General features: G+C 64.5%; 17 protein-coding genes. 9 read left to right on the top strand and 8 right to left on the bottom strand.

Annotation, left to right across the window (positions count from 1 at the left end; translation table 11 throughout):
• Positions 1 to 53: 53 nt before the first annotated feature.
• Positions 54 to 1,400 (bottom strand): chromate efflux transporter, encoded by a 1,347-nt coding sequence (chrA, locus tag GJV18_RS02750; RefSeq protein ID WP_160343192.1) that lies wholly within the window; start codon positions 1,398 to 1,400, stop codon positions 54 to 56.
• Positions 1,401 to 1,545: 145 nt separating this feature from the next.
• Between chrA and pbpG the strand changes: the two genes are divergently transcribed.
• The gene (gene pbpG, locus GJV18_RS02745; protein WP_160343191.1) at positions 1,546 to 2,454 is read left to right on the top strand and encodes a D-alanyl-D-alanine endopeptidase; all 909 of its coding nucleotides are present in this window, start codon (positions 1,546 to 1,548) and stop codon (positions 2,452 to 2,454) included.
• A 9-nt stretch (positions 2,455 to 2,463) separates the two neighbouring features.
• On the opposite strand, the gene GJV18_RS02740 is transcribed toward pbpG, so the two are convergent.
• The 3 genes from GJV18_RS02740 to trpB all read right to left on the bottom strand — a co-directional run bounded on the left by GJV18_RS02740 (position 2,464) and on the right by trpB (position 4,892).
• Positions 2,464 to 2,736: a hypothetical protein gene (locus GJV18_RS02740; protein ID WP_160343190.1), complete on the bottom strand. Its 273-nt coding sequence runs from the start codon at positions 2,734 to 2,736 to the stop codon at positions 2,464 to 2,466.
• 138 nt (positions 2,737 to 2,874) lie between these two features.
• On the bottom strand, positions 2,875 to 3,684 hold the full coding sequence (trpA, locus tag GJV18_RS02735; RefSeq protein ID WP_160343189.1) for a tryptophan synthase subunit alpha: 810 nt from the start codon (positions 3,682 to 3,684) through the stop codon (positions 2,875 to 2,877).
• Positions 3,681 to 4,892: a tryptophan synthase subunit beta gene (gene trpB, locus GJV18_RS02730; RefSeq protein ID WP_160343188.1), complete on the bottom strand. Its 1,212-nt coding sequence runs from the start codon at positions 4,890 to 4,892 to the stop codon at positions 3,681 to 3,683. Before trpB ends, trpA begins: the two co-directional genes overlap by 4 nt.
• A 133-nt stretch (positions 4,893 to 5,025) precedes the next feature.
• On the opposite strand from trpB, the gene GJV18_RS02725 reads away from it, so the two are divergent.
• Positions 5,026 to 5,919 (top strand): LysR family transcriptional regulator, encoded by an 894-nt coding sequence (locus tag GJV18_RS02725; RefSeq protein ID WP_160343187.1) that lies wholly within the window; start codon positions 5,026 to 5,028, stop codon positions 5,917 to 5,919.
• A gap of 101 nt (positions 5,920 to 6,020) precedes the next feature.
• Complete coding sequence (locus GJV18_RS02720; protein WP_160343186.1) at positions 6,021 to 6,236, top strand: dodecin; 216 nt, start codon at positions 6,021 to 6,023, stop codon at positions 6,234 to 6,236.
• Positions 6,237 to 6,275: 39 nt separating this feature from the next.
• On the opposite strand, the gene GJV18_RS02715 is transcribed toward GJV18_RS02720, so the two are convergent.
• On the bottom strand, positions 6,276 to 6,692 hold the full coding sequence (locus GJV18_RS02715; RefSeq protein ID WP_160343185.1) for a PA0061/PA0062 family lipoprotein: 417 nt from the start codon (positions 6,690 to 6,692) through the stop codon (positions 6,276 to 6,278).
• An 84-nt stretch (positions 6,693 to 6,776) separates the two neighbouring features.
• On the opposite strand from GJV18_RS02715, the gene GJV18_RS02710 reads away from it, so the two are divergent.
• Positions 6,777 to 7,817, top strand: a complete 1,041-nt coding sequence (locus GJV18_RS02710; RefSeq protein WP_160343184.1) for an aminopeptidase — start codon at positions 6,777 to 6,779, stop codon at positions 7,815 to 7,817.
• Positions 7,818 to 7,841: 24 nt separating this feature from the next.
• On the opposite strand, the gene GJV18_RS02705 is transcribed toward GJV18_RS02710, so the two are convergent.
• Together GJV18_RS02705 and GJV18_RS02700 are read right to left on the bottom strand one after the other, a co-directional pair.
• Positions 7,842 to 8,492, bottom strand: a complete 651-nt coding sequence (locus GJV18_RS02705; protein WP_160343183.1) for an HAD family hydrolase — start codon at positions 8,490 to 8,492, stop codon at positions 7,842 to 7,844.
• Positions 8,492 to 9,034 (bottom strand): gamma carbonic anhydrase family protein, encoded by a 543-nt coding sequence (locus GJV18_RS02700; protein WP_160343182.1) that lies wholly within the window; start codon positions 9,032 to 9,034, stop codon positions 8,492 to 8,494. The genes GJV18_RS02705 and GJV18_RS02700 overlap by 1 nt, the downstream gene beginning before the upstream one ends.
• A 143-nt stretch (positions 9,035 to 9,177) precedes the next feature.
• On the opposite strand from GJV18_RS02700, the gene prlC reads away from it, so the two are divergent.
• The 5 genes from prlC to GJV18_RS02675 all read left to right on the top strand — a co-directional run bounded on the left by prlC (position 9,178) and on the right by GJV18_RS02675 (position 15,227).
• Positions 9,178 to 11,226 (top strand): oligopeptidase A, encoded by a 2,049-nt coding sequence (prlC, locus tag GJV18_RS02695; RefSeq protein ID WP_160343181.1) that lies wholly within the window; start codon positions 9,178 to 9,180, stop codon positions 11,224 to 11,226.
• Positions 11,226 to 11,489, top strand: coding sequence for a YheV family putative zinc ribbon protein (locus tag GJV18_RS02690; RefSeq protein WP_160345947.1), 264 nt, complete (start codon positions 11,226 to 11,228; stop codon positions 11,487 to 11,489). Before prlC ends, GJV18_RS02690 begins: the two co-directional genes overlap by 1 nt.
• Before the next feature lie 801 nt (positions 11,490 to 12,290).
• Positions 12,291 to 13,214 (top strand): universal stress protein, encoded by a 924-nt coding sequence (locus GJV18_RS02685; protein WP_160343180.1) that lies wholly within the window; start codon positions 12,291 to 12,293, stop codon positions 13,212 to 13,214.
• 145 nt (positions 13,215 to 13,359) lie between these two features.
• Positions 13,360 to 14,418, top strand: coding sequence for a PA0069 family radical SAM protein (locus GJV18_RS02680; RefSeq protein ID WP_160343179.1), 1,059 nt, complete (start codon positions 13,360 to 13,362; stop codon positions 14,416 to 14,418).
• Positions 14,419 to 14,501: 83 nt separating this feature from the next.
• Positions 14,502 to 15,227, top strand: coding sequence for a carbonic anhydrase (locus GJV18_RS02675; protein ID WP_160343178.1), 726 nt, complete (start codon positions 14,502 to 14,504; stop codon positions 15,225 to 15,227).
• Between the two features lie 82 nt (positions 15,228 to 15,309).
• Here the strand turns inward: GJV18_RS02675 and GJV18_RS02670 are convergent, their stop codons facing one another.
• Positions 15,310 to 15,966 carry a hypothetical protein gene (locus GJV18_RS02670; protein WP_160343177.1) on the bottom strand — a complete coding sequence of 219 codons (657 nt, stop codon included), beginning with the start codon at positions 15,964 to 15,966 and terminating at the stop codon, positions 15,310 to 15,312.
• Positions 15,967 to 16,151: the final 185 nt, after the last annotated feature.

The following is a 16,151-nucleotide window of genomic DNA, read 5'->3' as shown; positions in this document are numbered from 1 at the left end:
GGTGGGCAACCGCGCAGCGTTGCCCACCACATCCCGCATAAAACGACCATCGCCTACTGCAGCAGCTGCCACCCCAGTCCCGCCAGGGCGCAGGCCCCCAGCACCTCGATCACCCCGCGCTTGAACACGAACAGGGCAATGGCCGCCGCCAGGGCGATCAAGGCCGCCGGCCAGTCGAAGCTGCCGGCAAAGCCCTGGGGCCAGAGCACGTGGTAAGCAAAGAACAGCGCCAGGTTGAGGATCACCCCCACCACCGCGGCGGTGATCCCGGTCAGCGGCGCGGTGAACTTCAGCTCGCCATGGGTCGACTCCACCAGCGGCCCGCCCGCGAGAATAAACAGGAAGGACGGCAGAAAGGTGAACCAGGTAACCAGGCAGGCCGCCAGCACCCCGCTGGCAAAGGCCGCCTCGGCGCCGAACACCGGCTGCAGATAGGCGCCGACAAAGGCGACAAAGGCGACCACCATGATCAGCGGCCCCGGGGTGCTTTCGCCCAGGGCCAGGCCGTCGATCATCTGGCTCGGGCTTAGCCAGCCATAGTGGCCGATGGCGCCCTGGTAGACATAGGGCAGCACCGCATAGGCGCCACCGAAGGTCAGCAGCGCCGCCTTGGTAAAGAACCAGGCCATCTGCGTCAGCTGCCCATCCCAGCCATACAGGCCGGTCAGCAGCGCCATGGGCAACAGCCACAACAGCGCCCCCACCGCCAGCAGCAGGGCCAGGCGCGACGCACGAAAGCGGGTGTGGGCGGCGGGCGGCGTATCGTCGTCGAGCAGCGCCGGGCCATAGGACTTGCCTGCCGCGCCATGCCCGCCGCCCAGGCTGAACTGCTGCGGCAACCAGCGCCCACCGAGATAACCCAGCAGAGCGGCGCCCAGTACGATCAATGGAAAAGGCAGGTTGAAGGCAAAGATGGCGACAAAGGCCGCCGCCGCCAGGCCCCACAGCCAGTTGTTTTTCAGCGCCCGCGAGCCGATGCGCCAGGCCGCCTGGGCCACGATGGCGGTAACCGCCGGCTTGATCCCGTAGAAGATCCCCGCCACCAGCGGCACATCACCATAGGCGATATACACCCAGCTCAGGCCGATCAGGATAAACAGCGAGGGCAGCACGAACAGCACCCCGGCGATCACCCCGCCCCAGGTGCGATGCAGCAACCAGCCGATATAGGTGGCCAGCTGCTGGGCCTCCGGGCCGGGCAGCAGCATGCAGTAGTTGAGCGCATGCAGAAAGCGCCGCTCGGACAGCCAGCGGCGCTTCTCCACCAGTTCCTCGTGCATGATGGCGATCTGGCCGGCCGGGCCGCCGAAGCTGATCAGGCCCAGCTTGAGCCAGAACAAGAAGGCTTCGAACAGACCAACGGAACGGGGCGGCTGGTCATCCGGCAAGGCAGCAGACATGGACGGCGCTCGCAACAACAGGGGGGCCAGGCACTATAGCGCTGGCAAGTGACAATTCAAGGGCAGTCCCAAGCGGCCAGACGTATACTGAGCAGGCTGCAGGCAGGCCCTGTCAGCCCCCTCCAACCAACCCGTGAAGGCCCCCGTGAACATCCGTGATTCGATCGTAAGCCTGCTGCTGATCTGCAGCTGCGTTGTCGTTGCATCGAACAGCCATGCCAGTACTAAACCCCCAGCCAAGCAGGAGTTGGCCGCCGGCAGCGCCCTGCTGGTGGATCTGAACAATGGCGAGGTGCTCTACGAGCGCAACGCCGATACCGTGGTGGCCATCGCCTCGCTGACCAAGCTGATGACCGCCATGGTCACCCTGGACGCCAAGCAGCGGCTGGATCAGCAGCTGCCCATCCGTATCGCCAGCAACCCGGACATGCGCGGGGTGTTCTCGCGGGTGCGCGTCGGCAGCGAACTCAGCCGCCGCGATATGCTGCTGTTGGCGTTGATGGCCTCGGAAAACCGTGCTGCCAATAGCCTGGCCGAACATCACCCAGGGGGCTATGGCGCCTTTATCCGCGCGATGAACGCCAAGGCCAAGGCTCTGGGCATGCGCCATACCCGCTTTACCGAACCCACCGGGCTGTCTGCGGGCAACCGCTCCAACGCCCGCGACCTGGTGCTGCTGCTCAAGGCAGCACGGCAGTACCCGCTGATCGAGCAGTTCAGTAGCCAGTCCGAGCAGGTGCAGCGCTTTCGCAAACCCAACTACAGCCTGGGCTTTCGCAACACCAATGCCCTGGTGCGCAAGGCCAACTGGAGCATTCAGCTGAGCAAGACCGGCTTTACCAACGAGGCCGGCCGCTGCCTGGTGATGAACACGCGGATGAACAATCGCCCGGTGGCCTTTGTCGTGCTGGACGCCTTCGGCAAGTACACCCATATGGCCGATGCCAACCGCCTCAAGCGCTGGCTGGAAACCGGCCGAGTAACTCCGGTACCGGCTGCCGCCATCAGCTACCGCGAACAGAAACTGGCCGAACGACGTCAGCAGGGACAGTAGGCCGCCGGCTCAGATATCGACGCCAGGCGCCCAGGGATTCTTGCCCGGGCGCCTGTCCTTGCCACTGCGCCGTGGCTCCTCGAAGCGCACCGAACTGCGTCGGTCTTCCAGCTGACGGCGATCTTTGCCCTTGGCCCGGGTATCAACCTGAAACTTGGCGGCATGGGGGCTGGGTTCGGCGGCTGGGGCGGCGGCTTCGGGCTGATCCTCAAGGGGTTCGAGCATCAAATCGTCGAGGCTCAGCTCCGCCAGGGACAGGCTGGGTTTTTCCTGATTATCCATGGACCTACTCCATTGCCCCGTGTTCGGGGTCGGTTCTGCGCGGGCAATGATCAGGCATTGCCCTTCTGCACAGATTAGTAGGCTTTGCCCCGCTGCGGCGAGCAGACGACCAAAGGCCGGCCTGGCAGCGGGTCGGGGTCAGGCGCGGGCGCCGCGTACCCCTTCGGCCAGAGCCGCGCACAGACTCAGCACGCCATCCACTGCCTGCTCGCTGCTGGCAGCGTTGGCGATCTGATCGATCAGTGCAGAACCCACCACCACGCCATCGGCCAGACGGGCAATGGTGGCGGCGTGCTCGGGCGTGCGGATGCCGAAGCCGATGCACAGCGGCAGGTCGGTGTGCCGGCGCAAACGGGTGACCGCTTCCTGCACATGCTCGAGGGTGGCGCTGCCGGCGCCGGTCACGCCGGCGACCGAGACGTAGTAAACGAAGCCGGAGCTGCCGTTGAGCACCTTGGGCAGGCGCTTGTCGTCGGTGGTCGGGGTGGTCAGGCGGATAAAGTCGATACCCGCAGCCTGGGCCGGGTCACAGAGGTCGGCGTTATGCTCGGGCGGCAGATCGACCACGATCAGGCCATCGACGCCGGCTTCCTTGGCATCGGCGATAAAGCGCGACACCCCGTACTTGTGGATCGGGTTGAAGTAGCCCATCAGCACCAGCGGCGTGGCCTGCTCGTCCTGGCGGAACTCGCGCACCATCTGCAGGGTCTTGGCCAGATCCTGCCGGCCTTCCAGGGCACGGATATTGGCCAGCTGGATCGCCGGGCCGTCGGCCATGGGGTCGGTGAAGGGCATGCCCAGTTCGATCACGTCGGCGCCAGCCTTGGGCAGCCCCTTGAGGATGGCCAGGGAGGCGTCGTAGTTGGGGTCGCCGGCAGTGACGAAGGTCACCAGGGCGGCGCGGTTCTGCTGCTTCAGCTCGGCAAAACGGGTTTGCAGGCGGCTCATGCGTGTTTCTCCTGTTCGCCCATGTGGTGCATCACGGTTTGCATATCCTTGTCGCCACGGCCGGACAGGTTGATCACCATCAGGTGCTCCTTGGGCAGCGTGGGCGCGCGCTTGAAGGCTTCGGCCAGGGCATGGGAGCTTTCCAGGGCCGGGATAATGCCCTCCAGGCGGCAGCAGGTGTGGAAGGCGGTCAGGGCTTCGTCGTCGGTCACCGAGGTGTATTCGACCCGACCGATATCGTGCAACCAGGCGTGTTCCGGGCCGATACCGGGATAATCCAGACCCGCCGAGATGGAGTGGGCGTCGATAATCTGGCCGTCGTCGTTCTGCAGCAGGAAGGTGCGGTTGCCGTGCAGCACGCCCGGTACGCCGCCATTCAGGCTGGCAGCGTGCTTGCCGGTGGCGATGCCGTAACCGGCGGCTTCGACGCCGACGATCTGCACATCCTTATCATCAAGGAAGGGGTGGAACAGGCCGATGGCGTTGGAGCCGCCACCGATGCAGGCCACCAGGCTGTCGGGCAGACGGCCTTCCTGGGCGAGGATCTGTTCGCGGGTTTCCTTGCCGATCACCGCCTGGAAGTCGCGCACCATCGCCGGATAAGGGTGCGGGCCGGCGACGGTGCCGATCATGTAGAAGGTGTTGTGCACGTTGGTCACCCAGTCGCGCAGCGCTTCGTTCATCGCATCTTTCAGGGTGCCGGTGCCGGCGACCACCGGGATCACGGTGGCGCCCAAGAGCTTCATGCGGAATACGTTGGCCTGCTGGCGATCGATATCGGTGGTGCCCATAAAGATCACGCATTCCATGCCGAAGCGCGCCGCAACGGTAGCGGTGGCCACGCCATGCATGCCGGCGCCGGTCTCGGCGATGATGCGCTTCTTGCCCATGCGCTTGGCCAGCAGGGCCTGGCCGATGCAGTTGTTGATCTTGTGCGCGCCGGTGTGATTGAGCTCTTCGCGCTTGAAATAGATCTTGGCGCCACCGCAATGCTCGGTCAGGCGCTCGGCAAAATACAGCGGGCTGGGACGGCCGACGAAGTCACGCTGGAAGTAGGCCAGCTCCTTCTGGAATTCGGGATCGAGCTTGGCCTTCTCGTATTCCTCGGCCAGGTCGTGAATCAGCGGCATCAGGGTTTCGGCAACATATTGGCCGCCGAACGAGCCGAACAGGCCGTTGGCGTCGGGACCAGCGCGGAAGGAAGTCATGGCGTTCTCCACTGGGAAACTAAGGGTCGTGAGCGCGGGCAAGCCCGCACCTACGGCAATGGCCACAGGATAAGGCTATGGGCCTTTGGGTAAAAGCGATAAGATCGCTGCAACCTGTCAGGAAATCTCACAGATGAGTCAGGACCTTCCGCCCCTTAACGCCCTGCGTGCCTTCGAGGCCACAGCCCGCCTGGGCAGCGTCAGCCTGGCAGCCAAGGAACTGCATGTGACCCATGGCGCGGTCAGCCGGCAGCTCAAGAGCCTGGAAGAACAGCTGGGCAGCGCCCTGTTCGTCAAGGACGGTCGCGGCCTTAAACTCACAGATTCAGGCAGCCGTCTGCAGGATGCCAGCAGCGAGGCCTTCAATCGCCTGCGCAGCGTCTGGGCCGAGCTGCAGCGCGGCCAGGCCGAGGCGCCTTTCGTCCTGGCCTGCCCCGGCAGCCTGCTGGCGCGCTGGTTTATCCCGCGCCTGGACCGGCTGCAGCGCGACCTGCCGGAACTGCGCCTGCAACTGTCGGCCAGCGAAGGCGATCTGGACCCGCGCCGCGCCGACGTGGACGCCACCCTGTGTTTTGCCGAACCGCCCTGGCCGGCGGACATGCAGGTGATCGAGCTGGCCGAGGAACGCATCGGCCCGGTATTGAGCCCGCGCTATCAGGGCTATGGGCGCCTGCGGGAGGCCCCAGCCAGCGGCCTGCTCGGCGAGGCCCTGCTGCATACCAGCTCCAGACCCCAGGCCTGGCCCAGCTGGGCCGCCGGCCAGGGCCTGGACAGCCGGGTGCTGCGCCTGGGTCAGGGCTTCGAGCACCTCTACTACCTGCTGGAAGCCGCCGCTGCGGGCCTGGGCGTGGCCATCGCCCCGCAACAGCTGGTGGCCGACGACCTGGCGGCCGGCCGGCTGGTGGCGCCCTGGGGCTTTATCCCCACCCAGGCCCGCCTGTGCCTGTGGCGCCCGCTGCGCAGCCGCGACCCCAGGGCCGAGCGACTGGCGCAGTGGCTCCAGCATGAGCTGTGCAGCGTGCAGTGATGCGCTTGTAGGAGCCAGCCTTCCGCTTCAGGCAGCAGGTCGCGCCACACGCCTGGCATTTCTCGTCTAGCGTGAAGAGACAACCGCCAAGGAGCACTGTCATGTCCGATCATCACACCTACAAGAAAATCGAAATCGTCGGCTCGTCCAAGACCAGCATCGAGAACGCCATCGAAAACGCCCTGGCCGAATGTGCCAAGTCGGTGCGCAATATGGACTGGTTCGAGGTGGTGGAAACCCGCGGTCATATCGTCGATGGCAAGGTCGGTCACTATCAGGTCACCCTGAAGATCGGCTTTCGCCTGAGCAACAGCTAAGGCTCGTCCGTAGGGTGCGCCATGTGCACCAGCAGCACCCTAGAAGGTGCCGCAGCGCATCACCCGCCCCCGCGCCAGCACGTTACGCTGCTCGTCATACAGCCAGGCCTGGGCCTTCATGGCCAGGGGCCGGGCTTCGATGCGGTAGCGCTGGCCGGCGACAAAATTGTCATGGCGCAGGCGGATCTGGCAGGTGATCTGCCGCGGCTCGGTGTCGACACCAAAACCGCCACGGTTCACTTCATACTGAAAGCGCACCAGCAGTTCATGGGCGCCGCCAGGCACCTGAAAGTAGCGCCCGTCATTCAGCCGTTCGCCGTTCAGCCGATCCGCCATCAGCAGGGTGCCGGCGCTGCTATAGAGTTCGACCCAGGCCTGGCCCGGATCGCGGGGCGGCACGGGCGCTGCACAGGCCCCCAGCAGCATCAGCGTCAGTAGTACGGTCATATAACGCATGTCGGTGTCCTCACGTGCCCATGTCCAAAGCCTACGCCCATTTGAGCCTGGAGGCAGCCCGGGCAATCAGGTAGCGTGGCGGCCATGAAAAGCTCACTGCGCCCTCTGCTGCTTCTGACCCTGCTAAGCCTGAGCGGTTGCAGCACCCTGGACTATTACAGCCATCTGGCCACCGGTCAGCTGCAGCTGCTCAAGGCCCGCCAGCCCATCGAGCAATTGCTCGGCGATCCCCAGACCGCCCCCGAACTGCAGCAGCGCCTGGATCTGGCCCTGCAGGCGCGGGCCTTTGCCAGCGCCGAGCTGGGTCTGCCGGATAACCGCAGCTATCGCCTGTATGCCGATATCCGGCGGCCCTTCGTGGTGTGGAACCTGTTCGCCACCGAGGAGTTTTCCCTGCAGCCCAGGCTGCACTGCTTCCCCATCGCCGGCTGCGTGGCCTACCGCGGTTATTACGATCAGGGTCGTGCCCGTGGCGCCGCGGCGCTGCTGGCTGCGCAGGGCCTGGACACCCATATCGGCGGGGTCGAGGCCTATTCCACCCTGGGCTGGTTCGCTGACCCCATCCTCAACACCATGCTGCGCTGGAGCGATGAGCGCCTGGTGGCGGTGATCTTCCATGAGCTGGCCCACCAGCAGCTTTATGTGGCCGATGACACCGCCTTCAATGAATCCTTCTCCAGCTTTGTCGAACGCGAGGGCCTGCGCCAATGGCGCGCTGCCCGCAACCTGACGGCCCTGGACCCCGAAGGTGAACAGCAGCGCGAGCAGTTTATCGCCCTGGTCCTGGCCAGCCGTGAACGCCTGCAGCAGCTGTATGCCAGCGACCTGCCCGAAACCGCCATGCGCCAGGCCAAGCAGGCCGAATTTGCGCGCCTGCGCCGCGACTACGCCGCGCTGCGCGAGCAGCAGTGGAACGGCATGGGCCGCTATGACGGCTGGATGGCCGCACCACTGAACAACGCCCGGCTGCTGCCCTTCGGCCTGTATGACCAGTGGATCCCCGCCTTTGCCCAGCTGTTCGAGCAGGTGCAGCGCGACTGGCCGCGCTTCTACCAGGCGGTTGCCGAACTGGGCCGGCTCGATGCTCAAGAGCGCCAGCAACGCCTGCAGGCCCTGCAGCCCTAGCAGGCCCCGATCACAACACAGTTGTTAACCCTGAAAGGCCTGACGCAGCTGCCCCAGGGTGTGGAAGTGATAGGTCGGCGCTTCGGCCTGCAACTCCTCGGCACTGCCGAAGCCATAGCCCACCGCTGCCGCATCCAGGCCATTGCGCCGGGCGCCGATCAGGTCATGCTTGCGGTCGCCGATCATCAGCGTGGCGGCGCGGGGCAGGCGCTCCTGCTCCAGCAGATGAGCCAGCAGCTCCACCTTGTCGGTGCGGGTACCATCCAGCTCGCTGCCGTAGATCAGCCGGAAGTGCCCGGCAAAACCGAAGTGTTCGGCGATTTTCTCGGCAAATACCCGCGGCTTGCTGGTGGCGATATACAGGCCGCGCCCCTGCTCGCCGAGCAGTTGCAGCAGCTCGGGCACCCCGTCGAACAGACGGTTCTCGTACAAGCCCACCTCGGCAAAACGCTCGCGGTAATGCTGCACCGCCTGCCAGGCGGTGGCTTCGTCGAAGTCGTAGCTGTGCATAAAGCACTGCAGCAAGGGCGGGCCGATAAAGTGCTCCAGGGCCGTCAGGTCCGGCTCCTCGATGCCCAGCCGGGCCAGGGCGAACTGCACCGAACGGGTGATGCCCTCGCGCGGGTCGGTCAGGGTGCCGTCGAGGTCGAAGAGGATATGCTGATACTGCTGCATCACCCGGCATAGCCCTCCATCAGGTGCTGATCCTTCAGGCGCACATAGTTGTCGGCGCTGTAGCGGAAGTAGCTGCGCTCCTTCTCGGTCAGCTCACGGGCCTGCCTGGCCGGGCTGCCGACGTAGAGGTAGCCGCCTTTCAGCTGGCTGCCCGGGGTCACCAGGCTGCCGGCGCCAAGCATCACCTCGTCTTCGATCACCACGCCATCCATGATGATGCTGCCCATGCCGATCAGCACCCGGTTGCCGATCTCGCAGCCGTGCAGGGTGACGTTATGGCCGATGGTCACATCGTCGCCGATATTCAGCGGGTAGCCGCGCGGGTTGAAGGGGCCGGCGTGGGTGATATGCAGCACGCTGCCGTCCTGAATGCTGGTGCGCTCGCCGATACGGATGCTGTGCATATCGCCGCGGATCACCACCAACGGCCACACCGAGCTGTCGGCGCCGATCTCCACATCGCCCAGCACCACCGCCGAGGCATCGACAAAGGCCCGCGGCCCGAGCAGCGGGGTGAATTGTTGGTAAGTTCGAATGGCCACGATAGAAACCTCCAGGCTGCGTCTTGCCTTGATTGTAATTAAGATGGGCCCCATGTTCAGGTCATCAGGCGCTTTTCTTCGCGCCCGGCCTCTTTCAGCCTGCGCCGCAGCGCTGCAACCTTATCGAGTGACAGGTGATTTCCGTGACTGCCCATAACCCGCTGCTGCAAGCCTTCGACCTGCCGCCCTACAGCCTGATCAAGCCGGAGCATGTCGAGCCGGCCATCACCCAGATCCTGGCCGACAACCGCGCCGCCATCGCCGAACTGCTCGAACAACAGGCTGCCAACCCGAGCTGGGATGGCCTGGTACTGGCCCTGGACGAACTGGGCGCGCGCCTGGGCCAGGCCTGGAGCCCGGTCAGCCACCTCAACGCCGTATGCAACAACGCCGAGCTGCGCGCCGCCTATGAGGCCTGCCTGCCCAAGCTGTCGGAATACTGGACCGAAATCGGCCAGAACCAGACCCTGTGCCAGGCCTACAAGACCCTGGCCGCCAGCCCTGCTGCCGCCGGTTTCGAGGTGGCGCAGAAGACCATCCTGGAGCACGCCCTGCGCGACTTCCGCCTGTCCGGTATCGACCTGCCGGCCGAGCAGCAGAAGCGCTATGGCGAGATCCAGATGAAGTTGTCCGAGCTGACCAGCAGCTTCTCCAACCAGCTGCTGGACGCCACACAGGCCTGGACCAAGCACATCAGCGACGAAGCGCTGCTGGCCGGCATCACCGACTCGGCCAAGGCGCAGATGCGCCAGGCCGCCGAGGCCAAGGGCCTGGACGGCTGGCTGATCAGCCTGGAATTCCCCAGCTACTACGCGGTGATGACCTACGCCGACGACCGCGCCCTGCGCGAAGAGGTGTATGCCGCCTACTGCACCCGCGCCTCCGATCAGGGCCCGAATGCCGGCCAGTTCGACAACGGCCCGCTCATGGCCGAGATCCTCGATTTGCGCCAGGAACTGGCCCATCTGCTGGGCTTTGCCCACTACAGCGAACTGTCCCTGGCCAGCAAGATGGCCGAGTCCACCGAGCAGGTGCTGCACTTTTTGCGTGACCTGGCGGTGCGCAGCAAGCCCTTCGCCGAGCAGGATCTTGCCGAACTCAAGGCCTTCGCCGCCGCCCAGGGCGTATCCGCTCTGCACAGCTGGGATGTCGGCTACTACAGCGAGAAGCTGCGCCAGAGCCGCTACAACCTGTCCCAGGAAGAGGTGCGCGCCTGGTTCCCGATCGACAAGGTACTCAGCGGCCTGTTCGCCATTGTCGAGAAGCTCTATGGCATCCAGATCAGGGAGCTGTCCGGCTTCGACAGCTGGCACCCGGATGTGCGCCTGTTCGAGATCGAGGAGAACGGCAAGCACGTTGGACGCTTCTTCTTCGACCTCTACGCCCGTGCCAACAAGCGTGGTGGCGCCTGGATGGACGGTGCCCGCGACAAGCGCCGCGCCGCCGATGGCACGCTGATCAGCCCGGTGGCCAATCTGGTGTGCAACTTCACCCCGGCCAGCCCCGGCAAGCCGGCGCTGCTGACCCACGACGAAGTCACCACCCTGTTCCACGAATTCGGCCACGGCCTGCACCACCTGCTGACCCGCGTCGAGCATGCCGGCGCCTCGGGCATCAACGGCGTGGCCTGGGATGCGGTGGAGCTGCCCAGCCAGTTTATGGAGAACTGGTGCTGGGAGCCGGAAGGCCTGGCGCTAATCTCTGGCCACTATGAGAGCGGCGAGCCGCTGCCCCAGGACCTGCTGGACAAGATGCTGGCGGCCAAGAACTTCCAGTCTGGCCTGATGATGGTGCGGCAGATCGAGTTCAGCCTGTTCGACTTCGAACTGCACGCCAGCCACGGCGACGGCCGCAGCGTACTCGACGTACTGGAAAGCATCCGCGACGAGGTCTCGGTGATGCGCCCGCCGGCCTACAACCGCTTCGCCAACAGCTTCGCCCATATCTTCGCCGGGGGTTACGCCGCCGGTTACTACAGCTACAAATGGGCCGAGGTGCTCAGCGCCGACGCCTTCTCGCGCTTCGAGGAAGAAGGCGTGCTCAACCCGGCCACCGGCCGCGCCTTCCGCGAAGCCATCCTGGCCCGTGGCGGCTCGCAAGAGCCCATGGCGCTGTTTGTCGACTTCCGCGGCCGCGAGCCGAGCATCGACGCCTTGCTGCGCCATAGCGGCCTGAGCCAGGAGGCTGCATGATGAACGCACCGAAGAAGCGCTTTATTGCCGGTGCGGTATGCCCGGCCTGCAGCGAGCAGGACAAGATCCAGATGTGGGACGAAGACGGCGTGCCGCACCGCGAATGCGTGGCCTGCGGCTATGCCGACACCCTGGATGCGCGGGGCAACTCGGTACCCAAGGAAATCCCCACACGGGTCAACGTCAGCGGCCTGAAACCCAAGGCCGCCGACCCCAAGGTACAGGCCGTACAGTTCTTCCCCAACCCCAAACTGAAAAAATGACCGGGAGTCATTTTTAATGTTGCGCAACAACGGCCCCGCAGGGGTGGCCGCCAGGGATGGCGGGCCATAAAAAATAGCCGGGAGCTATTTTTAACGTCGCCTAGCGACGGCCCACAGAGGTGCCACCAAGGATGGCGGACCATAAAAAATGACCGGGAGTCATTTTTAACGTTGCGCAGCGACGGCCCGCAGGGTGGCCGCCAGGGATGGCGGGCCATAAAACCCCCAGCAAGCCCACACAGCGCTCGCTTCCTGGCTGTCACCTGGCGCTTGAGTGGCCAGGTTACAGTGGCTAGGCGCTGCCTTATCAGCCGTTCGGTGCTATCGGCTCACCCGCTTACGTTTTAATCGACTAACTCAGCCGACCAGTGACCCGACCTCGGCCTTCTCACCTTCCATAATTAGCAGCTGGGATCTGCCACCCATGCTTCCCTGGGTTTGCCGGGCACCTCCATCTTGGCGTGGTTGCCAAACCCGAGCACGGCCCAGCCATGGAAGCAGTGGCGTGAGTTCAGCTCAACCATGCAGTGAAAGATGTTGCATGCGCTCTGGGTGCGGCTAATGCAGACGCACCCACTCTCATGGCCCATTTGCCAAACGCCAGGGGGCGACTCGCTCCACTCGATATGAGCCGGATGAGTTTGTCGGGGGCTTTAGCTGGAGGGTACATGCACGCGGTGAGTGTGCCCTGGAGATCGACGGAGTTCGCTGTATGTTGCGCCCTCCCCGCCCGGAGCAACAGGCGCCAACAGCGAACTTCCCTGGCCATGCCGCAGCTACTTTTTGCGCAGGAGAGCTATCATGCACAACATTCGCAAAACCTTGGTCGTGGTGGACCCCGATCAAGATCAGGAGCCACTCCTGGATAAAGCCAGGATGATCGCAAGCGCCACTCGCTCGCACCTGCATCTACTGATTTGCGATAGACAGCTTAACCATACCTCCCTCCTCGAAACCCTCGAAGCGGAGCTCACCGAGCAAGGCTTCAGCATCACGGCTCAGCACGCCTGGCATGGTTGCCCGGCCAACACCACCATCACGGTCGCTGCCGCAGAAAGCTGTGGCCTGGTGATCAAGCAACACCGCCCGGACAACCCGCTGCTCAAGACCATCCTCACTCCGGATGACTGGAAACTGCTGCGCGACTGCGCCTGTCCAGTACTGATCGTGAAAAACGCAGCCCCCTGGTCTGGCGGGATCATCCTGGCCGCAATCGACGTAGGCAATACGGATGTCCAGCACCGCCTGCTCCAGGCCGGCATTGTCAGCCACGGTTACGATATCGCCCGGCTGATGGGTGGCACCTTGCATCTGATGAGTGCCCACCCTTTCCCCACGCTGGCCGCAGCCGACCCTGTCTTTCAGCTCAAGGACAGCCTGGCAGCCTTCTACCGGGAGGAGTGCACAACCTTCCAGGAAGAGTTCGGCATCGACGACCCACAACTGCACATTGAAGAGGGCCCCGCCGAGCTGCTGATTCCTCAGGTGGCACACACGCTCAGGGCTGCCGTCACCGTAGTGGGTGATGTAGGCCGGCGCGGACTGGCCGGCGCATTAGTCGGCAATACCGCCGAGATGATTCTGGACAGCCTCGATACCGACTTGCTGGTGATCAAGCCCGGCGATGTGATCGCCCATCTGGAAGAGTTGGCCGCCCCCATGCCCGCCACTGTCGATCCGGCACTGGTGCACTCCTGGCCCTACCACCACCATCACCGGGCCTAACCTGAGGCAGTCGTCAGCAGGCCGCCGCGTCTGCGTGTGAAACATGATGCGGCCGCAGCCATGGTCGCCGGCACCAGAGGCTCAGCGCTGTGGACATCTCGGCATGATGCTGTATATTTAACCAGTATCATGCCGAGACTCTCCCATGCGCACCTCCCTGCTGCCCCGCGGCCGCGGTACCGCCAGTAATCCGCCCAACCGCTTCGCCCCAACCCGCATCATCGCCAGCGATGACGGCTGGCAGGAGGAAGTGCCACCGTGCGGTGCCACCGAGGTGCGCCAGGAAACCGCCAAGTCGATTATCAGCCGCAACCAGTCGCCGGATCTGCCGTTCGACCGTTCACTCAACCCCTACCGCGGCTGCGAGCATGGCTGCATCTACTGTTACGCCCGGCCCAGCCATGCCTACTGGGACCTGTCGCCGGGGCTGGATTTCGAAACCAAATTGATCGCCAAGCACAACGCCCCAGCCCTGCTTGCCCAGGCGCTGGGCAAGCCCGGTTATGCCTGTGCGCCGATCAATCTGGGGGCCAATACCGACCCCTACCAGCCCATCGAACGCCAGCAGCAACTGACCCGACGCTGCCTGCAGGTACTGCTCGATCATCGCCATCCGCTGACCATCGTCACCAAGGGTGCGCTGATCCTGCGCGACCTGGATCTGCTCAGCGAACTGGCGCGCCAGCGTCTGGTGGCGGTGTATATCAGCCTGACCAGCCTGGATGATGAGCTCAAACGCATCCTCGAACCCCGGGCGGCGGCGCCTGCTGCGCGTCTGCGGGCGATCCGCGTGCTGCGCGAGCAGGGCATTCCCGTTGGGGTGCTGTGCGCACCGATCATTCCCATGATCAACGATATGGAGCTGGAGGGCCTGCTCCAGGCAGCCAGGCAGGCCGGGGCACAAAGCGCCAGCTATATGCTGCTGCGCCTGCCGCGTGAGGTGGCGCCGCTGTTCGAGGACTGGCTGCACGCCCATTACCCGCAGCGCGCCGAGCATGTGCTCAGCCTGATCCGCCAGAGCCGTGGCGGCGCCCTGTACGACAGCCGTTTCGGCCAGCGCTTTCGCGGCGAGGGGGCGTTTGCCGAGCTGCTGGCCCAGCGCTTCAAGCTGGCCAGCAAGCGTCTGGGCCTGGATCGACGGGAAGCCTTCGAGCTGGACTGTTCGCGCTTCTGCCCACCCGGCGGTCAGCTGGCATTGCTGTGAATGTGACTTGGTGGGGCTGTTCGCTGTCCGCATGCCAGGTTGATAATTCGCCCAGCGCAACGCTTCAGCATGAGGTCGTGACAATGCCCTACAAACACAACGCCATTCCCCTCCAGGCGCGCACCGGCCAGGAAAGCGCCGACGAGGCCCTGGGCAAGATAGTCGAAGGCTTCAAGCGCTTTCGCACCGAGGTCTTCCCCCAGCAGGAGGAGCTGTTCAAGGCTCTGGCCACCGCGCAAAACCCGCGCGCGATGTTTATCACCTGCGCCGACTCGCGCATCGTCCCCGAGCTGATCACCCAGAGCGCCCCGGGTGATCTGTTCGTCAGCCGCAACGTGGGCAACGTGGTGCCGGCCTACGGGCAGATGATGGGCGGTGTCTCCACCGCCATCGAGTACGCGGTGATGGCCCTGGGCGTGCAGCACATCATCGTCTGCGGTCACTCCGACTGTGGCGCGATGAAGGCGGTGCTCAACCCCCAGAGCCTGGAACGCATGCCCACGGTCAAGGCCTGGCTGCGCCATAGCGAGGTGGCGCTGCGGGTGGTGGAAGAAAACTGCGGCTGCAGAAGCGACGACACCCTCGGCATCCTCACCGAAGAAAATGTGGTGGCCCAGCTCAACCACCTGTGCACCCACCCCTCGGTGGCCGCGCGCCTGGCCAACGGTCAGCTGTTTATCCACGGCTGGGTGTATGACATCGAAACCAGCGAGATCAAGGCCTATGACGCGGAGAAGGGCGAGTTCCGCCTGATCGGCGAGGGCCCGCTGCCCATGGCCACACCCCGGGCCCGCTATCTGCCGGTATAACTGACCTGCCACCCTACTGAAGCGCAGTGGGTAGGCTGGAAAGCCGCGCCGCGTTTTCCACCGGGCCGGCTCGCACGGGCATTCAGCTTGCGGCGCGCTGGCTGTCCAGCTGCAGCTCCACTCCCAGCCGCTGCGACAGGCAGGGCCAACGGCGCCAGGCCGCTTCGGTCTGCGGGTCGCTCAGGCGCTCGCGGTAAGCAGCCACTGAGGCCTGGGCGAAACTCTGCTCATCGAGCATGCCATCGACCGCATGATGCACCGCTTCATCCAGCTGATTGGCGAAGGGTTCGCCGATCAGCTGATGGGCAATCAGGTTGGCCACGGTGGTGTCTAGCGGGATCAATGGCTGGCCCAGATGGCGGATATAGCGGTCGTTGACCTCCTCCACCAGACGATGGGCCAGGTAGGCCTCGTCCAGCAAGCCTTCAAGGCCCTCGTGCCCGGCCATCAAGGCTGGCGGTTGCAGGAAGAACTGCTCGGCCACCTTCAACACCGGCTTGATCTGCGCCTCAATGCCGGCCTCCCGCGCCACCTGATTGGCCGCCTCCAGCACCTCGGGCACTTGCTCGATATAGGCCGCAACAAAGCGCTGCAACACGCCAAGGCCATCTTCCTGGGGCAGGCGGATGGCCGGATGCAGGCTCTCCAGCTGGGTTTGCAGCTGTTGCGCCAGACGCTGGCTGCCAGCTTCGTGCTGGCGCGCACGCAGGATCAGTTCCTGCAGAGCGGAAATATTCATGACAACTCCTGAGAAAAGGACATGGGCGAGAACCTTAGCTGGCTATGGCCTCCCGCTAAGACCCAATTGTCATAATTATTTAATAGTTATGCATCTGGGCTATAACTCCACCCACTTCGCCGGCTGTAGACCGCAGCGCGCCTGATCTCCCCGACCAGCGGCGGCGCCTTGACGTCATTTTGCTT

It is taken from the genome of Pseudomonas xionganensis, assembly GCF_009763245.1.
Classification (GTDB): Bacteria; Pseudomonadota; Gammaproteobacteria; order Pseudomonadales; family Pseudomonadaceae; genus Aquipseudomonas; species Aquipseudomonas xionganensis.
The sequence above is the reverse complement of the archived record's forward strand: the minus strand, read 5'-3'. Positions and strand labels throughout refer to the sequence as shown.